The 22421-nt window shown below is 57.0% G+C and carries 17 protein-coding genes, 1 tRNA gene and 1 pseudogene; 14 read left to right on the top strand and 5 right to left on the bottom strand.

Annotated elements, in window-relative coordinates; genetic code table 11:
- The first annotated feature begins 19 nt into the window (after window positions 1-19).
- The 12 genes and pseudogenes from D2E25_RS07025 to pgl all read left to right on the top strand — a co-directional run bounded on the left by D2E25_RS07025 (window position 20) and on the right by pgl (window position 12268).
- Window positions 20-913 carry a proline iminopeptidase-family hydrolase gene (locus D2E25_RS07025; protein ID WP_125981250.1) on the top strand — a complete coding sequence of 298 codons (894 nt, stop codon included), beginning with the start codon at window positions 20-22 and terminating at the stop codon, window positions 911-913.
- 421 nt (window positions 914-1334) lie between these two features.
- Entirely contained in the window at window positions 1335-2405 is a 1071-nt protein-coding gene (locus tag D2E25_RS07020; protein WP_125981248.1) for a phosphotransferase enzyme family protein, read from the top strand.
- A gap of 142 nt (window positions 2406-2547) precedes the next feature.
- A complete protein-coding gene (locus D2E25_RS07015; RefSeq protein ID WP_125981245.1) occupies window positions 2548-4050 on the top strand; it encodes an amino acid permease in 1503 nt (500 codons plus the stop codon).
- 269 nt (window positions 4051-4319) lie between these two features.
- The gene (locus D2E25_RS07010) at window positions 4320-5684 is read left to right on the top strand and encodes an aspartate aminotransferase family protein (RefSeq protein WP_125981243.1); all 1365 of its coding nucleotides are present in this window, start codon (window positions 4320-4322) and stop codon (window positions 5682-5684) included.
- 92 nt (window positions 5685-5776) lie between these two features.
- Window positions 5777-6544, top strand: coding sequence for a GntR family transcriptional regulator (locus D2E25_RS07005; RefSeq protein ID WP_125981240.1), 768 nt, complete (start codon window positions 5777-5779; stop codon window positions 6542-6544).
- Between the two features lie 56 nt (window positions 6545-6600).
- Window positions 6601-7887: a serine--tRNA ligase gene (gene serS / locus D2E25_RS07000; RefSeq protein WP_125981238.1), complete on the top strand. Its 1287-nt coding sequence runs from the start codon at window positions 6601-6603 to the stop codon at window positions 7885-7887.
- A gap of 167 nt (window positions 7888-8054) precedes the next feature.
- Window positions 8055-8139: transfer RNA gene (locus tag D2E25_RS06995), tRNA-Ser, on the top strand.
- 260 nt (window positions 8140-8399) lie between these two features.
- Window positions 8400-8555, top strand: a complete 156-nt coding sequence (locus D2E25_RS10490) for a hypothetical protein (protein ID WP_164514763.1) — start codon at window positions 8400-8402, stop codon at window positions 8553-8555.
- A 204-nt stretch (window positions 8556-8759) separates the two neighbouring features.
- The gene (zwf, locus tag D2E25_RS06990) at window positions 8760-10322 is read left to right on the top strand and encodes a glucose-6-phosphate dehydrogenase (RefSeq protein ID WP_125981235.1); all 1563 of its coding nucleotides are present in this window, start codon (window positions 8760-8762) and stop codon (window positions 10320-10322) included.
- Window positions 10319-10513: pseudogene (locus D2E25_RS10900) on the top strand (glucose-6-phosphate dehydrogenase assembly protein OpcA); the annotation flags it as partial. The gene zwf and the pseudogene D2E25_RS10900, both read left to right, overlap by 4 nt.
- Complete coding sequence (locus D2E25_RS06985) at window positions 10502-11305, top strand: glucose-6-phosphate dehydrogenase assembly protein OpcA (protein ID WP_420897338.1); 804 nt, start codon at window positions 10502-10504, stop codon at window positions 11303-11305. The pseudogene D2E25_RS10900 and the gene D2E25_RS06985, both read left to right, overlap by 12 nt.
- A gap of 171 nt (window positions 11306-11476) precedes the next feature.
- Window positions 11477-12268, top strand: a complete 792-nt coding sequence (gene pgl / locus D2E25_RS06980; protein WP_125981231.1) for a 6-phosphogluconolactonase — start codon at window positions 11477-11479, stop codon at window positions 12266-12268.
- 329 nt (window positions 12269-12597) lie between these two features.
- Here the strand turns inward: pgl and gndA are convergent, their stop codons facing one another.
- The 3 genes from gndA to D2E25_RS06965 all read right to left on the bottom strand — a co-directional run bounded on the left by gndA (window position 12598) and on the right by D2E25_RS06965 (window position 16392).
- Window positions 12598-14046, bottom strand: a complete 1449-nt coding sequence (gene gndA, locus D2E25_RS06975; protein WP_125981229.1) for an NADP-dependent phosphogluconate dehydrogenase — start codon at window positions 14044-14046, stop codon at window positions 12598-12600.
- Window positions 14047-14137: 91 nt separating this feature from the next.
- Window positions 14138-14806, bottom strand: coding sequence for a LuxR C-terminal-related transcriptional regulator (locus D2E25_RS06970; RefSeq protein WP_125981507.1), 669 nt, complete (start codon window positions 14804-14806; stop codon window positions 14138-14140).
- A 164-nt stretch (window positions 14807-14970) separates the two neighbouring features.
- Window positions 14971-16392 carry a PspC domain-containing protein gene (locus tag D2E25_RS06965; RefSeq protein WP_420897337.1) on the bottom strand — a complete coding sequence of 474 codons (1422 nt, stop codon included), beginning with the start codon at window positions 16390-16392 and terminating at the stop codon, window positions 14971-14973.
- A gap of 152 nt (window positions 16393-16544) precedes the next feature.
- Here D2E25_RS06965 and D2E25_RS06960 point away from each other — a divergent pair, with 152 nt between their 5' ends.
- Window positions 16545-18410, top strand: a complete 1866-nt coding sequence (locus D2E25_RS06960; protein ID WP_164514761.1) for a PspC domain-containing protein — start codon at window positions 16545-16547, stop codon at window positions 18408-18410.
- 68 nt (window positions 18411-18478) lie between these two features.
- On the top strand, window positions 18479-19351 hold the full coding sequence (locus tag D2E25_RS06955; RefSeq protein ID WP_125981225.1) for a hypothetical protein: 873 nt from the start codon (window positions 18479-18481) through the stop codon (window positions 19349-19351).
- Window positions 19352-19441: 90 nt separating this feature from the next.
- Here the strand turns inward: D2E25_RS06955 and D2E25_RS06950 are convergent, their stop codons facing one another.
- Together D2E25_RS06950 and D2E25_RS06945 are read right to left on the bottom strand one after the other, a co-directional pair.
- Window positions 19442-20050 carry a DUF4125 family protein gene (locus tag D2E25_RS06950; RefSeq protein ID WP_125981222.1) on the bottom strand — a complete coding sequence of 203 codons (609 nt, stop codon included), beginning with the start codon at window positions 20048-20050 and terminating at the stop codon, window positions 19442-19444.
- A 29-nt stretch (window positions 20051-20079) separates the two neighbouring features.
- The gene (locus D2E25_RS06945; RefSeq protein ID WP_125981220.1) at window positions 20080-22224 is read right to left on the bottom strand and encodes a DUF4037 domain-containing protein; all 2145 of its coding nucleotides are present in this window, start codon (window positions 22222-22224) and stop codon (window positions 20080-20082) included.
- Between the last annotated feature and the right edge of the window lie 197 nt (window positions 22225-22421).

Here is a 22421-nt window from a genome sequence, read left to right as displayed (position 1 = left end):
GACGCAAAAAGGACTCAATATGAGCGAAGAAACCTCATTGCCTATCGAAGAGGGCAAGATTCCGTTCAAGGGTTACCACACGTGGTACATGAAGGTTGGCGAAAGCACTCCAGGCAAGCTGCCGCTGCTGGTACTGCATGGTGGCCCTGGTGCGAAGCACAACTATCTGCGCTCGCTCGACGGTATCGCTGAGAAATACCATCGTCAGGTGATCTACTACGATCAGCTCGGATGCGGCAATTCGCCTACTCCGTACCTGCCCGACCTGTGGGGTGCTGACCTGTGGGAAGAGGAGATTGACGTGGTGCGTGACGCGCTCGGTTTGGAGCGTTGCCACATTCTCGGCCAGTCTTGGGGTGGCATGCTTGCTATGCAGTATGCGATCAACCGTCAGCCTCTGGGCGTGCGCAGTATGGTAGTGGCGAGCTCGCCGGCAAGCATTCCGCTGTGGGAGTCTGAAGCACTGCGTTTGATGGATTGGCTGCCTGCAGGCATGAAGGAAACGCTGGTTGAGGCTATTCGTACCGGCAACTTCGACACTCCTGAATACAAGGAAGCCGCGGCTGTGTACAACAAGCGTCACGTGATGAGCATGGATAATCCGCCAGATTACGTGCTGGAAACCGAGAACGATAAGACCGACGTCTACCGCTTCATGCAGGGCGAGGATGAGTTCATGGTCACCGGCAAGATGAAGGGCTGGGATGTTTCCAACGACCTGTGGAAGATCAAGATTCCTACCCTGCTGACTTCTGGTTTGATGGACGAGGCGACGCCGCTGATTGTCAAGCAGTGCCTTGACCGTATTCCGGGTGCTAAGTGGGAGCTGTTCATGGGCACGCACATGTGCCATGTTGAGCAGAAGGACGAATACAACCGTACGGTTGAAGCGTTCTTCGAGCAGCACGACTGATCTTAGTCTGCTGCCATTTGCGCCGGTTTACCTGATAGCCGGCGCAAATGCCTTTTTTCTTCCTGTTTCAAGCGGGGCGATAATTGCGCGTTACATGCGTGATTATCGCCCCGCTTGTTGCGTATGAATGTTCACTATTGGGGGTATGTCGATAATCAACCATTAATCAATCCCCGTGATTCTTTACCGCGTGGTAACGGGGAGAGTGCAATTTCGCATCACTGCGCTGCCACAATGCAATCATCGCAATCACATAGCGGCACGAACATTATCGGCTGCGGATTTTCCCTAGTAAACGCATGAGGGATGTCGCTTACCGCGATTTTCTGAATACGTTTGCATAACGGGTGGCTGGCATTGCCCAGCGATACTCGCGAACATCCGCTCCCGTGCCCCGCGCATTCATGAATCGGAGGATGATATGGCACAGCAGTTAGCAAGCCTCATCGATGATCCTACGCAACCCGTCAGTCTCGACACATTCAGCGGTTTAACCAAAGGCAGCCCGGCACCATTCTGGCTGTTCCAAGGCGTCTGCGCCGCATGGGGTATCGACCATTCACGCGCGCGCCTAGACCTCATCACTGTCTCAGAAAACGCCACGTTCATTTTGCTGCTCGACGGCAAAGCTGCAGGCGTAGTGCGCGTTTCCCAGCCCGGCTACGTGGGCGGCCCAGAAGCCGTCGCCTCCGAAATCAGCTGGCTGAACGCATTGCATGACATCGATGGCATTAACCTGATCAACCCAGTGCCCACCGTGCGTGGCACATTCGTTACCAAAATCCACGACCTCAACGGTGTTGGATGGACCGTTATCTCCACCAAATTCGTCGAAGGTACCGTGCTTGAAGATCTCGATAACCCCGCACCCTACTACGTAACCATCGGCCAGTGGGCAGCCAAATTCCACAATCAGTCACGCCACTGGACTAGACCTTACGGGTTCAAACGGTTCAACTGGGATATTTCCAACATGGTCGGCCCCTCACCGCGTTGGGGCCGCTGGGAAACCGCCAATCTTACCGACGATGAAAAAGAACTGTGCAATACCGCACTGTGGAAAGCAATGGATGTCGTGATGAAAGTGCCACGTACCCAGCAAACTTGGGGACTGATTCACGCCGATTTGCGCCCATCAAATGTGATTAAAGGCCCCGATGGCAAGTTGACCATCATCGACTTCGATGACGCTGGATACAGCTGGTACCTCTACGATTACGCATCTTCGCTGAGCTTCATCGAGCACGAGCCATACGCGTCCGACCTCGCCAAAGCATGGGTGAAAGGCTACCAAGAAGTCGCCGGCGACTTCACTGACGATGAGCTACACGTGATGAGCGCACTGTCCATGATCCGCCGCCTGCAAATGCTCGGCTGGACCACCAACCACCGCGCCGACGCGCTACCTGACGGTATGGCAGCCGAAGAAGCGCCCGGCAGCGTGATGTGCGCACAGCGGTATCTTGACGATCCGCTGTGGTTACTGCACTAGCTCATGACTGAAATTCATAACTCAATAACTCCATAACTGAACAACTCAACAACTCACATCACACACATTGCACATTGCAATCGCAGATGAACAAAGGGAACGCCATACGGCAATTATGAAATAAGAGAGGAAGGCGGTCATCATGTCTGCCACATCAGTATCAACAACCTCAGGCAGTGGCCTCAGCTCCGTTACGTACGTGCACACGGGCAAAGACTACTTCGAAAAACGACAGCTGAAACGCACTGCAGGCGCATTCGGCCTGTGGGCAATCGGCATTGCCGCAGTTATTTCCGGCGACTTCTCCGGCTGGAACGGCGGCATCGCCCAAGCCGGCTGGGGCGGCATGCTCATCGCCGCACTCGTCGTCTACGCAATGTACGTGCTGATGCTCAACTCAATCTCCGAAATGGCATCCGCAATGCCACACACCGGCGGCGCCTACTCGTTCGCACGCGCAGCAATGGGCCCATGGGGCGGCTTCTTCACCGGACTGGCAGAAACCATCGAATACTTGATGACCGCGGCAACCATCGTCTACTTCTCCTCCGCATACGCTGACGCCATCCTGTCAGATCTCACCGGCTTCTCCCTCGATAACGCTGGCCTGCAATGGGTCTGGTGGCTCGGCTTGTACGCGATCTTCGTCGTCGTCAACTGGCTCGGCGCAGAAACCTCATTCCACTTCGCACAAGTAGTATCCATTGCCGCGCTCGCAATCGTCGCACTGTTCGGTATCGGCGCGATCGTCACTGGCAAAGCTGATTTTGGCACGCTGCTCAACATCACTCCGGAAGCTGGCGGCTCCGCGTTCCTGCCGTTCGGCGCGGGCGCAATCTTCTTCGCAATGCCGTTCGCTATGTGGCTTTTCCTCGGTATTGAACAGTTGCCATTGGCTGCTGAAGAAGTGCGCGATCCGGAACGCAATATTCCTAAGGCTTCGCGTCTGTGCATTTTTACACTCGGCCTGTCCGCGCTGATTATCGTATTCCTCAACCCGGCGGTCATGGGCTCCGCGGCGCTTTCTTCCTCCGATGAGCCGCTGCTGGACGGCTACCGTGCCATCCTGCCTGGCAACCTCGCAGCAGTACTCTCCGCATTCGCGCTTATCGGTCTGCTCGCGTCTATTCAGGGCATTATGTTCGCGTACGGTCGCAACCTGTACTCGCTGTCTCGCGCAGGCTACTACCCAGCGTTCCTTTCGCTCACCGGCAAGAAGAAGACGCCATACTGGGGTCTGATTGTGGGCGCGATTATCGGCTTTGCAGCCCTGTTTATCATCGCGTACGGCGGTGATGGTGCCGGCTCGGTAGTGTTGAACATCGCCGTGTGGGGTGCAGTGCTCGCGTACCTGCTGCAAATGGTGTCGTACGTGCTGCTGAAGCGCAATATGCCTGATATTAAGCGCCCGTTCGTCTCCCGATTCGGTACTCCGGGCGCGGTTGTTGCCGGCTTGCTCGCATTTGCGATTTTCGTCGCTGTGCTGCTCAACCCAGATTATCGACTCGCGGTGTACGCGATGGTGGTGATCTACCTGCTCGCTACGATTTTCTTCGCCGTGTATGGTCGCAAGCACCTTGTGCTCTCTCCGGAGGAGGAGTTTGCAGCCTCCGGTGGTAAGGCTGAATACCGTACTGACGACTGACAATACCGCGACTGATAACGCTGGTATCGCTGCTAGCTCTGCGATACCAGTCCTGATATAGACGATCCCTCGAATGCTTACTCTCCTTGCATTCGAGGGATTTTGCGTACGCATACAGTGCTCGCATATTGTTCAACCATTTATTGCATTGCACCGCAAATGGTTTGTTACCGTGACGTATACAACGCCGGCAATCGAGCAATATTCGCGGATTATCCTCGCCAGTAACCACAAACCGTATCCATTAACCACAAAGCAAAGAAGGAATCATGGCAACCCGATCCACCATCATGGACACCAACAGTTTCCGCCCAGAAATGGCCGCAGCCCTCGACCCTGAAACGCGCAAACTCACCGAGGAGCGCGACGTGCTCGGCCCCGCCTACCGCCTGTTTTACCGCAACCCAGTGCACCTGGTAAAAGGTCGCGGCTCTCACCTGTGGGATGCTGACGGCGTTGAATACTTGGACGTATACAACAACGTGGCATCGGTCGGCCACTGCCATCCGCGCGTGGTAGAAGCCCTGTCCAAGCAAGCATCACTGCTCAACACGCACACTCGCTACCTGCATGAGAACATCCTCAACTACGCGGAAGATATCCTCTCGACCATGCCGGACGAGCTCGACCGCATCATGTTCCAGTGCACTGGCTCTGAAGCCAACGATCTGGCCGTGCGCGTTGCACAAACCTACACCGGCGGCGAAGGCGTTATCGTCACTCATGAGGCATACCACGGCAACTCGGCGCTCACCTCCAAGCTTTCGCCAGCCCTCGGTACTGCGCAAACGCTCGGCCTGACGATGCGCATGATTCCTACGCCAGACACCTACCGTCTGGTCATCGGTGGCAAGCCGGCCGCAGAATGCACTGCTGAAGAATTCGGCAATTGGATGGCGGGCGAAGTGCGCAAGGCCGTTGCAGACATGAACCGTCACGGTATTAAGTTCGCTGCCCTGCTCGCCGATTCCATCTTCTCCTCTGATGGCGTTTATCCGGATCCAGTCGGCTATTTGAAGCCGGTTATCGACACCGTGCACGAGCTCGGCGGCGTGTGGATCGCCGACGAGGTGCAGCCTGGCTTCACGCGCACTGGCGACGCGTTCTGGGGCTTCGGCCGCCAGGGCATTGTGCCTGACTTGGTTACCTCTGGAAAGCCGATGGCTAATGGCCTGCCTACCTCGCTGATGGCTGCTCGCCACGAAGTACTCGAACCGTTTGCCGGCTCGATCCCATACTTCAACACCTTCGGTGGCAACCCGGTGTGCATGGCCGCCGCGCAAGCTGTGCTTGATGTCATGCGCGACGAAGACACGATGGGCAACGCTAAGCGCGTTGGCAAGATCTTCAAGGATGCGGTTATCGCATTGCAGGCATCCCACCCGTGCATTGGCGACGTGCGCGGCGCTGGCCTGTACATTGGCTGCGAAATCGTCAAGCCGGGCACCAAGGAGCCTGATCAGAAAACCGCGTTGGACATCCTCGAAACCCTGCGCGACAACCACATCCTCACCTCCGTGTGCGGCCGCTTCGGCAACATCCTCAAGCTGCGCCCGCCGCTGGTCTTCAGCGAATCCGACGTGGACTGGTTCATCGACGGATTCACCAAGACGCTCGAAACGTTGAAGATCTGAGCGATACGGCTCTGATCTGATTCGTTGATTGAGCTGTGAACACCTCCGGGCCCTGCAATGGGCCCGGCTGTTTTATATTCGAGGAGAACATCATGACGAGCGAAGAAGAGAAGACGACCGTTCACATTCCCGCGCAGCAGCTCGCTCAACGGTTACGCGTCATGATTCGCGAGCGCGAATTGAAGCCAGGGGAGCGGTTAGGCGCCGAACGTGATCTTGCTGCTCGGCTAGAGGTGACGCGGTACGATTTGCGTACAGCTCTTGCGATTCTTGAACGCAGTCATGAAATCAGTCGCAAAATCGGGCGCGGTGGCGGCATCGTCGTGTCTGATAATCGGCTGGAGCGCAATATTAATACGCTCGAATCGTTGCCGGTTATTGCTCGGCGGCAAGGCTTGGAAATCACATCCAAAGTCATACAAGCCTCGATTACCCCAGCTTCACCATCTGATATCAGACTCCTCTCATTGCGTGAGCCCAACCCAACGGTGTATGAGATTGTGCGATTGCGGTATCTTAACGGCACACCGTTATCCATTGAAACGAACCATCTGCCAGTGCTCCTGTTCCCTGACCTGCTGAGCCGCGATCTCACTACGCCGTTTTATGGCATTTTCGAACGGTTCTACGATGTGCACCCCATGAATGTTGACGAAACATTGGAATCAGTGCTTGCGAGCCCGGAAGAATCGCAGCTGTTAGGTGTTACCAATGCAACGCCACTGATTCAAATCCAGCGCGTTGCCCTCGACCAAGCAGCACGGCCATTTGAACGAGCCATAGAAATCTTTCTCGCCGATCGAATCCGATTCACCATGCACCACTCCGGCTACGTGCGCCTCTCCGCAATGAAAGGCTGAGGGGGTATGTCAGTCCTGCTCGTTGCGTGTCGGCTTGCGGCGGTAGTGTTGGGCACATGCTTGATATTCAATTCATTCGTGAACATGCTGACATCGTGAAGGAATCGCAGCGCAAGCGCGGCGAGTCCGTCGAGCTGGTCGACGAGGTACTCAAGTCTGATGAAACCCGCCGTACTGCCCTCAAGGAATTCGAAGCTGCCCGCGCGCAGCAGAAGGAAATCGGCAAGAAGGTTGCCGCTGCTCCTGCTGACGAGAAGGCCGCGCTGATCGCACAGACCAAGGAACTTGCTGCCAAGGTCTCCGAATACAAGGCCACCGCGGACGCTGCTGCCGAAGAGTACACCACCGCTATGTGGAAGCTCTCCAACATCGTCGAGCCGGAAGCTCCGGAAGGTGGCGAAGACGATTACGTCGTCGTCAAGAAGGTCGGCACCATTCGCGACTTCGCAGCCGAAGGCTTCGAGCCGAAGGACCACCTGACCCTCGGCACTGAGGTTGCTGGCATTGATATGCGCCGCGGTGTGAAGGTCGGCGGCTCCCGCTTCTACTTCCTGCGCGGCGCAGTCGCCCGCATGCAGATCGCTATGCTGACCATGGCCGTCGACCAGGCTGAGCAGCACGGCTTCGTGCTCGCCATCACCCCGACGCTCGTGCGCCCTGAAGTCATGGCTGGCACCGGCTTCCTCAACTCCCACTCTGACGAAATCTACCGTCTGCGCGAGCCTGACGACCAGTACCTCGTCGGCACGTCCGAAGTGGCGCTCGCCGGTATGCACGAGAACGAGATCCTCGACCTGAACAATGGCCCGCTGCGCTACTGCGGTTGGAGCTCCTGCTACCGCCGCGAAGCCGGCGCTGCTGGTAAGGACACCTCCGGCATCATCCGCGTGCACCAGTTCGACAAGGTCGAAATGTTCGTGTACGCCAAGCAGGAGGACTCCTACGCGGAGCACCAGCACCTGCTCGAAATGGAGCAGGAGATGCTCGCCAAGGTCGAAGTGCCGTACCGCATTATCGACACTGCTGCTGGCGACCTCGGCTCCTCTGCTGCTCGTAAGTTCGACTGCGAGGCGTGGGTGCCGACCCAGGGCCGCTACCGTGAGCTGACCTCCACCTCGAACTGCACTGAGTACCAGGCTCGCCGCCTGAACATCCGTGAGCGCACCGAAGACGGCTCGACCCGCCCGGTGAGCACTCTGAACGGTACGCTGGCTACCACTCGTTGGCTCGTCGCGATCCTCGAGAACCACCAGCAGAAGGACGGCTCCATCGAGATCCCGAAGGCTATGCGTCCGTACATGGGCGGCAAGGAAGTCATCGAGCCGACGAAGTGGGAGGCGTGACGTTCGTCACGCCTGCTGTATCCTGCGTCGCGCACGGCCGCTGTCGCTGTGCGCGGCTACAGACAGTCCACTGGACTGTCCGTCACATGGGAAGCGTGATTTCGCTGACCACCCCAGCTGTATAATTGAACATTGTGCGCAATCGCGGTTACCGCGTCGCGCACTAAGGACAGATGTCTGAGCGGTCTAAAGAGACGGTCTTGAAAACCGTTGTGGGGCAACCCACCGCGAGTTCGAATCTCGCTCTGTCCGCCTCTAAGGGCTTCGGCGCGCAATACTTTGCAAGCGTCGGAGCCCTTTTCGCGTTGTGCTGGCGACCTGATGATGACGATCAAGTGCATAGAATGATCAATCAGCAATCTTGATAGACTGAGATGCGACACTGTAACATGCGGTGTCCCCGTTGATATGACGGGCCGTTACCGGCGGAAGCTGGTAGCAAAAAGGCCCGGTGCTGGAACATCGGGCCTTGATGTGGTTATCGGCTTTCGCCCCTAACCAAAGGTTACGAAATGAATCATATCACGATGCACGGCACTCTGACCGTGAACGGACGCATGGTCATCGTTCATGTGGGCGATGGTGAAGCGACGGCCACGGTTGACGGCACGCACTTCAATGTGCGCAGCCTGTGGCAGCTCTACCAGTTGCTGAGACTGCTCGTGTAGCGGTCATTAAAGGGCGCGGTGCCTGTAGTTGGGTGTCGCGCTCGTAACCTGAAATCGTACCGTTGACATGCAGCATAATTGCGCGCGCCGAAGCCCTTTTCGCGTTGTGCTGGCAGGGCAAGTGGGAGTCATGGGGATGGTTACATGTCGCGGATGGCGTAATCGGTGGAAGGAACATCCACGCGATAGCGTGCGCGCATTAGGATGGTGAGCATGACAGATTCTGTACCATCTACGCCCGGCGTATGGGCGAACCCTCTGCGTGACCCGAGGGATCTGCGCCTTCCCCGCATTGCGGGACCGTGCAGCATCGTGATCTTCGGTGTCACCGGCGATCTTTCCCGCAAGAAACTACTACCTGCTATTTATGACCTGGCTAACCGTGGTCTGTTGCCGCCAAGCTTCGGCTTGACCGGCTTCGCGCGCCGCGATTGGACAGAAGATCACTTCCGTGATTTTGTCAAAGAGCATGTGCAAGCGCACTGCCGCACCCCGTTCCGTGAATCGACATGGACGCAGTTGGCGAAGGGCATCCGCTTCGTACAAGGAACGTTTGATGATCCCGCCGCATTCGCACGCTTAAGCGACACGGTTGCTGAGCTGGATCGTGATCGCGGCACGCGCGGTAATCACGCGTTCTACATGTCAGTGCCGCCTCGCGCGTTCCCACAAGTCTCCCGCCAGCTGGCCGACTGCGGTTTGGCCCGCTCCAGCGAGGGGGCTTGGCGCCGCGTGATTATCGAAAAGCCGTTCGGTCATGACCTGGAAAGTGCCAAGGAACTCGACCGCGTCGTTTCCGAAGTATTCGACCCGTCAAGCGTGTTCCGCATCGACCACTATCTTGGCAAGGAAACTGTGCAGAACATCATGGCGCTGCGCTTTGCCAATTCGATGTACGAGCCGATCTGGAACGCCAACTATGTTGACCACGTGCAGATCACCATGGCTGAAGATATCGGCGTTGCTGGTCGTGCCGGCTACTATGACGGCATCGGTGCGGCGCGCGATATTATTCAGAACCATTTGCTGCAGCTGCTCGCGCTCACCGCTATGGAAGAGCCAGTTTCGTTCACTGCGTCCGATTTGACTGCTGAGAAAACGAAGATCCTCTCCGCCGTGCGCCTGCCAAAGGATCTAGCAGCACACACCGCTCGCGGTCAGTACGCCGCAGGTTGGCAGGGATCTCACGATGTGGTCGGTTATCTGGAAGAAAAGGGCATCAACCCCGCCTCCACTACCGAAACCTATGCGGCTATTCGTCTTGATATTGATACTCGCCGCTGGGCTGGCGTGCCATTCTACCTGCGTACCGGCAAGCGCTTGGGTAAGCGCGTCACCGAGATCGCTGTTGTGTTTAAGCGCGCACCGCACCTGCCGTTTGAATCGACGGCAACGCGCGAGCTTGGCAAGAACGCGATCGTAATTCGCGTGCAGCCAGATGAGGGCGTGACCATGCGTTTCGGTGCTAAAGTGCCGGGCGGCTCATCGATGGAAGTGCGCGATGTGTCGATGGACTTCAGCTACGGCCGCTCCTTTACGGAAAGCTCTCCGGAAGCCTACGAGCGTCTGATTTTGGACGTGCTGCTGGGAGACCCGCCACTGTTCCCAACCACTGAAGAAGTCAACTTGTCGTGGAAGATTCTCGACCCGATTGAAGACTTCTGGTCTACGCTCGGCCAGCCGCAACCATATCGTGCTGGAACGTGGGGCCCGGAAGAGGCTGATGAAATGCTGGCTCGTGATGGACGCCATTGGAGGATGCCATGATCATCGAACTGCCGAACACGCGTACGCGCGAAATTTCGCGCAAAATCGACGAACTGCATGAGGAGCGCGGCGAATCAGCAACCGGCCGTGTGCTCACCTTGCTGATTTCCACGAATGAGGATGAGCTGGAGCACGCATTGGAGCTCGCGAATGCTGCAAGCCGTGAGCACCCGTGCCGTGTGATTGCGATTAGTCCGAAGAAGGGTGCTGCGGCTGTTGCAGACCATCCGGAGCCAGCTGATGACGCTGATGCGGATACGAACAGTGCTGATTCCAACCTTGATGCACAAGTGCGCTTTGGTGCTGATGCAGGTGCAGGCGAGATTATCGTGCTGCACCCGCGCGGCGGTCTTGTTCACCATCCGGACACGCTGGTGATACCGCTGTTGGTGCCGGATGCGCCGGTTGTGGCATGGTGGCCGACTGAAGCGCCAGCCAATCCGTCAAAGGACCTGCTGGGTGCGATGGCCCGCAGCCGTATTACTGACGCGCTGCGCTCCTCGAACCCGTACCGCACGATCGAAGATCTGCGCCGCAACTGGTCGCCGAAGAACGTGGACATGTCATGGACACGCTTGACAGTATGGCGCGCAATGCTGGCCACGATGCTCGACCAGCCGCCACACCTGCCGATCAGCACTGTGCGCGTAACCGGTCCGAAGGGCTTCCTGCCGATGGATCTGCTCGCCGCATGGCTGCGACTGAAGCTCAACGTGCCGGTGATCGTTGAGGATGTGCCGGGCGCTACCGCCGTAACTGGCGTGTACTTGACGCGCTCCGACGGTGTGCTCAGCCTCGAACGCCCGAACGCGGAAGAAGGCATTGCGGTAATCAGCATGCCTGGCCAGTCGCCGCAAACCATCAGTGTGCCGGCCCGAACGCTCGAAGAATGCTTGAGCGAGGAGCTGCGCCGACTCGACCCTGATGAGGTGTATGCGGAAGTCATCACCAAAGGCTGGGATTTGATTCACCCGCGCGATTAAGCCATAACTACACGCGGGGGAGTAGCTCACTGGTTATCCATGCGCGATCAGCAGTAGCTGGTCGCGCATGCGCGTATGTAAGGCGTCTCAGGCACTGCAGCAATAGGCGGAGCGTGGGCTGGACAGCCTGCAGCGTATCGTATTGGTTGTTCGAATATATAAGGGGGCTTTATGGCTCAACGAAAGATGGTCACGTATCCAAGCCCGGAGACGCTCGCGCAAGCCGTAGCTGTGCGCACACTGACCACCATCAAAAAACTACTCGACGAAGGCCATGAACGCGTTGATATTGCGCTCACTGGTGGCACTGACGGCAACCGTGTGCTAGCTGCAATCGGCAGTGACCCACTGTCCGGCGTTATCGACTGCTCGCGACTGCACATCTGGTGGGGTGACGAGCGATTTGTTGCCGCTGACGATCCTGATCGTAACGCGGTACAAGCGCGTGAAGCATTGCTCAACAAGCTCGTAGCATCAGGAATCCTGCCGGAAGCGAATATTCACGAAATGCCAGCGGACACGCGCAGTGCTGAAACAATCGCTGCCGCAACGCCGGAAGAAAACGATGCTGTGCTCGCAGACGCTGCCGCACGCTACCAGCAGGAGCTCATCGACCAGTTGGGTGACGAGCCGGTATTGGATATTGCCATGTTCGGCGTTGGGCCCGACGCGCACTTTGCGTCACTGTTCCCAGGGCGCGCTGAAGTATTGATCGACGATCCGCATGTACTGACCGCTGGCGTACGCGACTCGCCGAAGCCGCCGCCACTGCGCGTGACGCTTACCGTGCCGATGATCGCTCGCTCGCGTCACACATGGGTATTCGCCTCCGGTACGCGCAAAGCCGACGCAGTCGCTCAAGCATTCGCGAAACCGTGCAACCCGCAAGCTCCCAGCTCCTTCGCCGACGGTGAAGAACTCCTCTGGGCCGTCGACAAAGACGCCGCCAGCAAACTGGAGTAAGGATTTTGATGCCCCTTGGCCCCCTCGGCTGAGGGGGCTGTCAGCGAAGCTGACTGGGGGAGCGTCACCACAATTACACTATTCAGTATTTTGACAGTGCGGATGCATATACAAAGAGCCGCAGTAAACGGATTTTGAGAATCAGGATTCTTTCCGTTTACTGCGGCTCTTTTATGCTTAAGGATCAGGCTTCAATCTCCGGGCGACCATCCTCGATCTGCAATTATGGACTCGCCTGCGGCGAGACTCAATGTTTCCTCGCGGCTGTCGCCGCTCGGCCGAAGACTGAGCGCAGTCCACCGGACTGCGCTCTCGTCCTACGATCTCCGCTACGCTTCGATCTCCGGACGACCGTCTTCAGCCCATAACGTATGGAACGCGCCAGGCATGTCTACGCGCTGGTAGGTGTGGGCGCCGAAGTAGTCGCGTTGGCCTTGGATCAGGGCGGCGGGCAGACGCGGGGAGCGCAGACCATCGAAGTACTCCAGCGAGGAGGCGAACACCGGCACCGGAATACCGAAGGAGATTGCGCGAGAAACCACGCGACGCCACGAGCGCTCAGCAGTCTCAATCGCATCCTTGAAGTACGGTGCGAACAGCAGCGACACATTCGCCTCGCCGGACTCGAACGCTTCAGAAATACGGTTCAGGAACTTCGCGCGAATAATGCAGCCGCCACGCCAAATGCGTGCCACCGCAGCCAGATCAATCTTCCAGTCGTACACCTTCGCAGCTTCAGTAATCTCATTGAAGCCCTGCGCGTACGCGACAATCTTGGAAGCGTACAGTGCCTCGCGAATATCGTTAATGAACGCGATCTTATCCTCTTCAGCCATCGGCACCACGCCGGAGGGGCCTTCGAAGTCCTGCTTTTGCGCTTCAGCACGCAGCTCAGTCTGGCCAGACAGGCCACGAGCAAACACAGCCTCAGCAATACCAGTCACCGGCACCGCCAGATCCAGTGCAGACTGCACAGTCCACGTACCAGTGCCCTTCATGCCAGCGTGGTCAACAATCACATCCACCAGCGGCTTGCCAGTCTTCTTATCAACCTGGTGCAGCACCTCAGCAGTGATCTCAATCAGGTACGATTCCAGCTCAGTCTTATTCCACTCTTCGAACACGTCGCCAATCTCAGCCGGCGTCATGCCCAGCGCGCGGCGCATCAGATCGTAGCTTTCGGAGATGAGCTGCATGTCAGAGTACTCAATACCGTTGTGCACCATCTTGACGAAGTGGCCAGCGCCATTCTCGCCAATATGCGTCACGCACGGCTCGCCTTCAGCCTTCGCTGCGATCGACTCGAAAATCGGCTTCAGCGTCTTCCAAGACTCCTCAGTGCCACCAGGCATCATCGAAGGTCCAAGCAGTGCGCCTTCCTCACCGCCGGAAACACCGCAGCCCACAAAGTGCATGCCACGCGCAGCAATCGCCTTCTCGCGGCGAATCGTATCCGGGAAGTGTGCGTTGCCAGCGTCGACGATAATATCGCCCGGCTCCATCAGATCAGCCAGCTGGTTGATCATGTCATCAGTCGGCTCGCCAGCCTTCACCATGATGATCGCCGTACGCGGCTTCTTCAGCGAATCCACAAACTCAGCCATCGTCTTAGCGGGGAAGAACTGACCTTCGTCACCGTGCTCGGCAATGAGCTTCTCAGTACGCGAATAATGACGGTTGAACACTGCTACCTTGTTGCCGTGGCGGGCAAGGTTGCGAGCGAGGCTAGCACCCATGGCGGCCAGGCCGACAACACCAACGTTTGCTTCAGCGGTCATGCTGTTTCCTTCCAATAGGACCAATATTCGTTACTAGTGTAAGAAAGGCGCCCTACGTGGAACGGTGCGCGTCCACCGACAGCATAGTGATCTACACGATACGACGGTCAGCAGCCCAGCGCGTCAACTCTGTACGATTCGACAACTGCAATTTGCGCAGCACGCTCGACATGTGCGTTTCCACCGTTTTGATAGAAATAAACAGCTCTGCAGCAACCTCTTTGTACGTGTAACCGCGCGCAATCAGTCGCATAACCTCCTGTTCGCGCGTGGACAGTCGATCAAGCTCCTCATCATGCGCTGGCGAGCCATTCGCTGCACGGTTTGCCGCATCAAGCGGCGCGCCTTGGAATGCGGATAGTACAAAACCAGCCAGCTTCGGCGAGAATACCGCATACCCCTCGTGCACTTGTTTAATCGAAGAAATCAGATCATCGCCGGTAATGGTTTTCGTCACATACCCGCGCGCGCCAACGCGAATAACCGAGCCAACATCCTGCGGAGAATCCGACACGGAGAGCGCCAGAAACGCCGAAGAGGGGGAGAGCGGCTGCGATTTCGCGAGGATTTCCGCGCCGCCACCGCCTTCACCGCCCGGCACGTGCACGTCTAACAGCACTACATCCGGTTGAGTATCGGCGATCATCGCCACCGAACCCTCTACGTCAGCAGCCTGGCCGACGATGTTGAAATACGGTTGCAGTGTGGCAATTACGCCGGCGCGGAACATTTCATGATCATCAACAACAGCCACGCGAATCGGCGTGTGTTGTGCTGCCGCGCTCGCTGGTGGTTCAGCAGTTCCGTTTGGGTGTGCGGCGTTTGGGTGTGCGGCGTTTGTGTGTGCGGTGTTTGTGTGTGCGGTGTTTGTGTGTGCGGTGTTTGTGTGTGCGGTGTTTGTGTGTGCTCCGCTGGTGTGCATAGTCATCGCTTTCCTTCTTCTCCACTGTCATCGTAACCGTTTGCAGCTGGGTACGCTGATGATCCCGGCGGAGTCGCAATCGGCATATGCATGCGCACTTCAGTACCCCAGCCCGGCCGTGACACGATTTCTACCGTGCCGCCGCGCCGGCGAATACGCCCGATAATCGACTCGCGAATACCAAGCCGACCTTCTGGAATATGTTCGACATCGAATCCTTCGCCGTGATCGCGCACGAACACTTCCACTTGCGTGTCACTAGCCTCGCAATACACGGAGATGGGCTCGCCGCCATGCGTGACCGCATTGATCAACGCTTGGCCTGTAGCGTCAAGCAGCGCGTCAGTTTGCGCACTCGGCCGCGCGTCGCCAACAGTGACGACTTCAATCGGCTTACCATGCTCATCTTCCACGCGCGCTGCAATATCTTTAATACCAGCGCTCACCGAACGGTCAGACGTAGTGCGCTCCTGATACAGCCATTCGCGCAGTTCACGCTCCTGCTGGCGTGCAAGCGAAAACACCGTCTGCGGATCATCACTATGCAACTGAATAAGCGCGAGCGTTTGCAACACGCCATCATGCAAGTGCGCAGTCATATCAGCACGCTCTTCCTCACGTTCTTTGAGGGCTCGTTCAATACTGAGTGAGCGCACTAGCGCGCTCACCCACGGCACAATAGCCAGCAGTACGGCTACCAGCAGCAAGCCGCCGCCGAAAATAATGCGGCGAGGAGACGCACCCCAGCCAGGGAATGTGCTATTGAGCACGAAAATCACATAGCCAACAAACAGCAATCCGACTCCACCCAGCATCGTGGGCAGTTTGCCGCTCGGCGCGTCAAAACGAGACCATGCCAGCACGAGCCCCGCCAGCATCGTTACTAGTGGTATGAACAGTTCTTGGCCGTTGGTAACTGCTAGCAATACAGCCAATGCCAGCATAATGATGCCAGCAAGCGCTACCAGTGACGGTTTTGGCGCGCGCCTGAGTGCTGCGAACAAGCCTTCGACAGTGCCTTCAGCGGCTGCGCTCTCACGTTCGCTGGTAAAAGCGTTGCTATTGCCATCAGCACGATCATCGCTCTCGCCAACACCAGCATTGTGGCGTGCAAGGGGCGATTGTGCAGCCGAGCGTTCCCGCGCGCGAGCAGCCTCAACAGGGTCGCCAACTGGCACGAACATCCACAAAAACACGTAGGCGACGATGCCCGCGCCGCCAGCCAAAGCGGCCGCAACGAACACCAACCGTATCAGCCACGTTGGCGCGCCGAGATGCAAGGCAATACCACGGCATACGCCTACAAACATGCGGCCTTTCGGTGGGCGCATGAGCGGCAGCTTAGACGGTAGCAGCGGCGTTGGGGCCTCGGGTGGGGCGCTCGCATACGCCGAGTTTGGGCCGACCGGGCTGCCCGGGGGCATGGGGAAGCCCGTTGGATATTCGGTTGCGGATTGGCTCATAATCCCATTGTGCTGCGTACAGCATCCTGACGGGAACTTTTGCGAGGGGTTTCGGGGAATAATCAGGGTGTTCCCCGATAAGAATGGCAGTTCGGGGTTGCTGTAATAGAAGTATGAGTAATTACAACGACTATGGTGCAGGCAATGGCTCGTACCCTGCTGGCAATCCTGGAAACTGGCAGGGCGGCTGGCAAGGCGGTCAAGGCGGTCAGAAGCCGCCGAAGCGATTTGGCGCGTCGTTTTTTGCGTGGATTCGCCGCAGTGGCATGATGCGCGGCGACGACCGTTGGATTGGCGGTGTATGTAGCGGCTTGGCTGCGCGACTGGGGTGGAGCCCCACGTTAGTGCGTGCCCTGGTATTGGGCAGTGCAGTGTTGGGCGGGTTCGGCTTGGCGTTGTATGCGATTGCGTGGGTGCTGCTGCCGGACGCGCGCGATGGTCGCATTCTTGCTGAAGAGCTGATCGCCGGACGCTGGGATTGGAATATGCTGGGCGCGATTATCGTGCTGGTGATGACGCTGGCTATTCCTGGTGTTGGATTTGCGGTGATATTAGCCGCAGCGTTGGTGTTGTGGGCGCTGGTACAAAGCGCGAACCGGCAGTTGCATGGGTACGGATTCGGCTATCACGGGCCGAAGCCGGGCCAGCCGGGGTGGCCTGGTCAGCCCGGTCTGCAGTGGCAGCCAGGTCAGTCGGGCCAGTCGGGTCAGCCAGGTCAGTCGGGTCAGTCGGGTCAGTCGGGCCAGCCGAGCGGCATGCCGTATGGTAGTCAGCCAGCACCCGGCGCTCAGCCGTACGGCGCAGTGCCTCAGCAGCCTCAGCAGCCTCAGCAGACTCAGCCTAGTGCAGCTCCTGCGCAAGCCGCAGCGCCATCGTCGACCGCGTACCCATATAACAGTCAGCCGACGCCCACGCAACCGCAGTCTGATACGGCGAGTGCTGCCGGGCCAATTCCGGTCGCGAACGCTGACGCTATGCCAGTAGGGGAGACGCCGTTGAGCGCTGCGGTGCCAACGACTCCGCCAACGACCCCATCGATGACTTCGCCATATCGTGCCCCGAAACCGCGTGGCACAGTGAGGGTTGCGCGTCGCAAGCCGGCTGGTTTTGTGCTTACGAGCATTATGTTTGGGCTGATGCTCGTCTCTGCGGCGATTGCCGTGTTGACGATGCCTGATCTTTCGATTGAAACAATCATTCGCGTGTCTACATTCTGGATTGTCGGCGTATGCGTGGTGTTGGGCATCACACTGGTGATACTTGGCGTGAAAGGCCGGCGCGCTGGTGGCTTGCATCCGCTCGTGTGGCTTACCGCTATACTCGCGGTGTGCGTGCTGGGTACCAACGTAACGTACACGGTGGTGACTCGGGATGCGTGGCAAACTGATGGCGTGTGGTGGGCGGTTTCCGGCTCCACGTCGTACGGGGCTACTGAAGATCAGCGCAATGTACTGCGTAATCGTGGCGTGAAATTCGATGGCAAAGACTACGACCAGTCGCTAGTGCACATCAACATGACCGATGATCTGTGGAGCGAACCGCATTCCGTATCGCTCAATGATGGCACGACCATGAATTCATCCTGCCCAACCGGCGAGGTGACTATCTCGACCTATAAAGCGCGCGTGATCATCACGCTGCCTGAAGGATGCACGTTTGGGTTTAGTGATGGGCATAATCGCAACGCGTGGTCTGGTGGCATTAACGCTATTGGCAGCCGGTATGCGATGGTTGATGGACTGAGAAACACGGTTATTGGCTGGGATTTTGATATGCCAGACAGTGATTTTTCGGCGGATACTGACAGTGATTTTTGCAGTAATGGTTCTGCTGATTGGATTCGGGATAGTTACAACACAATGCCAGCCGATGGCCCTGAACTGATTATTAATGTTCCGTATGCCATTCAAGGCAAGGTTGCTGTACGTTACCAGACTCCAGATCGTGGTGCCTGCCCAACTCAGCAGCTCATACCGTGAGCCCGCTGCTATCTACTGATTGCACGCATGTGAGTCATACTGTTCACTTTTTGCACGATGGAGTAATCATGAACGAACATAAGGATACAAGCGCGGTAGAGCCTGTGGACTCGAATGAGCAGGACGTAACACTTGCTGATTTCGAGCGCACTGAAGCATTGCCGCTGGCAGATACACAGCCCACACAGACTATGCCGACTACGCAGACCACGCAGGCGGATGCGCAGGATGACACGGTTGCAATGCCACAGGTTCATGCCGCCGAGGGTGATACTGCGGTGTTGCCTGCAATGGAGACGAATACTGATGCGGCTGACACCACCACGGTACTGCCGCAGTCTGCTGGTGATGATGGTGATAGCGATGCGCAGACGGTAACAATGCCACATGTGGCTACCGAAACTGGCGATGATAATACTGCCGATACCGAAATTGACGATGCTGATTCAGCGACGATTGATTTTGGCGCATTCGATGATGTGACCCTCGAAACACCCGAATCTGAGCCGTCGTTGACTGCTGACACTGACGGTGAGCCAGCTGATACACCAGCTGATACGCCAGCATCAGCATCAACTCCCGGCGCGCAATCAGTACCGTTGTATAGCACCGCGCAGCCGCAATCGGCGCCCGGACCATACGTGCAGGTGCCATCAATGCAATTCGAGCCGCCGGTAATCCAGAAAACCGGCTTGAGCAGCGGCACGATTGTACTGGGCGTGTTCATGCTGATTATCGGCCTGATTGGTCTGATTATTGGGCTTTATGGAGTGACGCTGCCGCTTACCTTGCTGTCTTGGATTAGCGACGATCCGCGCGTGCTGTTTGCTATCGGCTGTGCGAGTATTGGTGGACTACTGATTCTCGTGGCCATTATCTGGTCGATTATCAAAGTAATCAGCAACAGTCGCAGTAACAAATCGACCACCGATCAGGCTTGATTTTTCTTGTTGTGTGCATATCCGGTTTACTCAGACGGTTTTCTGGCGTCTGAGTAAACCGGATATGCACACAACTGTATGTATTGCGATTTATTGCGCGGCCTCAGCTTCCGCAAGATCGGCGAATCCGCCAAGCCGCACGGTGTTGGCAATCGTCTCTTCCGTGAGATTATGCCCTTGCGCCGCCAGCTGCTCTACGAACTGCGTGTAGAGGTCAAGCGTGGCCTGAGAATACGTACCAAGCTCACCGCGCAAATATGTTTCAAATGACGTGGCCGCAGGCGTATCCTCACTGGTAGTCAGTACGCGCATAGCCTGCCCGAGCTTCGGGTATCGTTCGCGAAAATCCGCTGCCCACGCCACTTGCTGGCTGATAATCCGCTCCTGCTGGGCAATGCGTTCCTTGGACAACTGCGGAATATACGGTTCGATATTCGCATGGAATTCCGCCGGCGCCGTGGAGGCCATCATACGACCGTATTTCTCCGTGATGAGATTGCGGCCGATACGATCCGCCTCGGTCAAATCAGCTAAATAACTAGTCAACAATGGTTCTGGCCAAGTTAAAAACTGGCTGGAACGCATTTGCTGAAACACTGGCCAATTGCCTTGGCAGGCAGCACGCCCACCCTCATTATTTGTGCGCTGGAACTGATCCCATTCGCGTTGCACAATACGTTCGATCAGCGTAGTGGTCATAGTGGTTCTTTCTCTTCAAGACTTATGATCTACAAACTGTGCAAGCACGCTTCAGTGCTGTGAATATGCTCTTCCACATATGGCCGCTGCCATTCAAGGAAGGTTTCGCTACTGCGCGTCAGCCCTTCGCGTTGCAATTCGTCGACGACTGCACTGCAAATATCGTCAATCGTGCTCGACACTTGTGCGACGGCTGGAGCTGCACCCTTACCGCCTTCGCCAAAACCAGCGCCGCCGTAGCAAGTTGCAGAACTCAATCGCAGGAGTGTCTCCAACTGTTCGCAAACGCCCGCTAGACGCGTAGAAATACGACCTGATAGGCGCCGCAGCGCAGCAAACTGCCATTTGTAGTACGGCAGATAGCCAACGGTTACTGGATTATTGATCAGGAATACCAGTGAAGCGGTCGCTTGAACAAACTCATGAATAGACAGCCACGCTGCCGCACCATCGCCACGCTTCAACATGCGCGGCACATTGTATTGCCCAGCTTGCGCCATCATGCCAATACGCTGAGAAATCAAAGCAAGTCGCACATCATCAGGCATGGTTTTAAACCCTTGCCGTTCAGCAAGAAATGCGCCCAGTGGGTCAGCGAACACTTCACCATTGGTGGCCGCAGCGAGCGTTGCCTCATCGAGCGCCAGCCATTCATGCGGTGCGTTACCGTCAGGGGCTTGACGGTAACCGGTGATCGACTCAAAAAAATCACCGATTGCAAATACGCCATCACGTCGGTTAGCACCCTGCGCGCGCGGTGTTGACGTACGCGGGCCGAAACCCATAAACGTGGAAGGCAACGCCTCATAATCGGCTTGTAGGCGCTCGCCGATTACTGCATAATCCTCATCGGTGAGCCACAGGCAGAAGCGCGGGCCAAAATCATGATCGCGTGAAATCTCATCATCAAAGCCATAGCATTCCGAACCATGACCAACGAGGCCAGCTGCAATACGCCCCTGATATTCAGGGTATCGTTCGGCAATCATTGGCTTGCCATACGCTTGCCAATAAGCGCGAGCAAGCTGCAATCCAGAACGAATCGCAGGCGCTGCGGTCGCTGCAGTCGCAGCGGTAGGTGTATCGGTGCTGACAGCGTTCGCATTGTCAGTAACGTTTGCACTGCCAGTAACGTTTGCACTGCTGGCAACGTTCGCACCGGTATTGGCATCAGTATCACTGCCGATGTTGCTCTTCGATTGATTTGCGTCGCTTTCGGCTTTGCTCGCAGTGCTCACAGTATCGCCTGCTGCGTGCAATGCTGCTTCAGCCTGTTGCAAATTATCCGCAGTAATCCGCCAATAATCAGTGTTCTTGCCGTAGCATTCCTCGATAACTGCCAGCGCGCGCTGATAGCCATCGACCGCATCCGCATAGCGTTGTTCAGCAAAGCATACTTGCGCAAAACCAGCGAGCGCGGACGCAAAATGTGCAGAATGCTCCAAATGGCCAGTTCGGTAGATGTCTAACGCGCGCGCAGCATGCTCATGCGCTTCATCAAGTTTGTTATCCGCAAGCAATGCCAGCGCTAGATTCGTATGCGAGCTAGCAACATCAATATCCGCATCCGGATTCACGCTCGATGCTTCAACAATGCGCAGTGCTTCACGCAGCTCCGCTTGCGCTTGCTGTGGCCGATTCGTCTCGCTGTAGACCATGGACAAATTATTGTGCAGTGCGGCAAGTCGGCGATCGGTGGGGGAGAAGACGCGTGCGCACGCATCTTGTGCTTGACGGTAGAGATCTTCGGCTTGATCGTACTGGTGTGCTGCGCGCATTGCGGTAGCGCAGTTGATGAGTGTGGTTGCCCACGCTTCAGACGCTCCGCGAGTCAGCCCCATGCGAGCCGCAAGTTCGATTGCGCGCTGCACAATCCACTGATTTTCTGTATGCCTGCCTTGCGAACGGTAAAAGCCCATCGTCTCATTGAGTACGGTGAGTAAGCCGGCATCATCGCCAGCGTTTTCTGCATCGATCATTGCCTGCTCAAGATATGGTCCAGCTTCCTTGGCTGCCGCATGACGGTCGAAAATATCATCCAACCCTTTCAGAAAATCATCGACATTAAACGTCACGGCATCATCGTCGCCAACGTTCGTATCGTCTAAATCCCCGGGCCCATGCGCAAACTGTGCCGCAAACTGTTGCAACAACGCATTCTCATCAACCACCATGCACCTCCTCGAACAGGTTCCTCCACCAGTCTATGAGCACCACGCCCAGCACCGCGAAACCCCCACTGTGAATTAGCTCTCAGCACACATTGTTATCAGCGCCTAACAACGCAGCGGAATAGCGGCTGGGGATGCATACCGCGACACACTCAAGGCCGTTCGGCCAAGCCTACGGTCGCGGTACGCATCCCCAGCCG

It is taken from the genome of Bifidobacterium goeldii (assembly GCF_003951095.1).
GTDB lineage: Bacteria > Actinomycetota > Actinomycetes > Actinomycetales > Bifidobacteriaceae > Bifidobacterium > Bifidobacterium goeldii.
Note: the sequence above shows the minus strand (reverse complement) of the source record. Positions and strands in the feature narration are given on the sequence as shown.

Bases quoted from the DNA above. Each gene is read 5' to 3' on its own strand.
- D2E25_RS06965 (WP_420897337.1), bottom strand. From the start codon at position 16,392: ATGCCCCCGGGCAGCCCGGTCGGCCCAAACTCGGCGTATGCGAGCGCC.
- D2E25_RS07005 (WP_125981240.1), top strand. From the start codon at position 5,777: ATGACGAGCGAAGAAGAGAAGACGACCGTTCACATTCCCGCGCAGCAG.
- D2E25_RS07015 (WP_125981245.1), top strand. From the start codon at position 2,548: ATGTCTGCCACATCAGTATCAACAACCTCAGGCAGTGGCCTCAGCTCC.
- D2E25_RS07010 (WP_125981243.1), top strand. From the start codon at position 4,320: ATGGCAACCCGATCCACCATCATGGACACCAACAGTTTCCGCCCAGAA.
- D2E25_RS07020 (WP_125981248.1), top strand. From the start codon at position 1,335: ATGGCACAGCAGTTAGCAAGCCTCATCGATGATCCTACGCAACCCGTC.
- D2E25_RS06950 (WP_125981222.1), bottom strand. From the start codon at position 20,050: ATGACCACTACGCTGATCGAACGTATTGTGCAACGCGAATGGGATCAG.
- serS (WP_125981238.1), top strand. From the start codon at position 6,601: ATGCTTGATATTCAATTCATTCGTGAACATGCTGACATCGTGAAGGAA.
- D2E25_RS07025 (WP_125981250.1), top strand. From the start codon at position 20: ATGAGCGAAGAAACCTCATTGCCTATCGAAGAGGGCAAGATTCCGTTC.
- D2E25_RS06955 (WP_125981225.1), top strand. From the start codon at position 18,479: ATGAACGAACATAAGGATACAAGCGCGGTAGAGCCTGTGGACTCGAAT.
- zwf (WP_125981235.1), top strand. From the start codon at position 8,760: ATGGTGAGCATGACAGATTCTGTACCATCTACGCCCGGCGTATGGGCG.
- pgl (WP_125981231.1), top strand. From the start codon at position 11,477: ATGGCTCAACGAAAGATGGTCACGTATCCAAGCCCGGAGACGCTCGCG.
- D2E25_RS06945 (WP_125981220.1), bottom strand. From the start codon at position 22,224: ATGGTGGTTGATGAGAATGCGTTGTTGCAACAGTTTGCGGCACAGTTT.
- D2E25_RS06960 (WP_164514761.1), top strand. From the start codon at position 16,545: ATGAGTAATTACAACGACTATGGTGCAGGCAATGGCTCGTACCCTGCT.
- gndA (WP_125981229.1), bottom strand. From the start codon at position 14,046: ATGACCGCTGAAGCAAACGTTGGTGTTGTCGGCCTGGCCGCCATGGGT.
- D2E25_RS10490 (WP_164514763.1), top strand. From the start codon at position 8,400: ATGAATCATATCACGATGCACGGCACTCTGACCGTGAACGGACGCATG.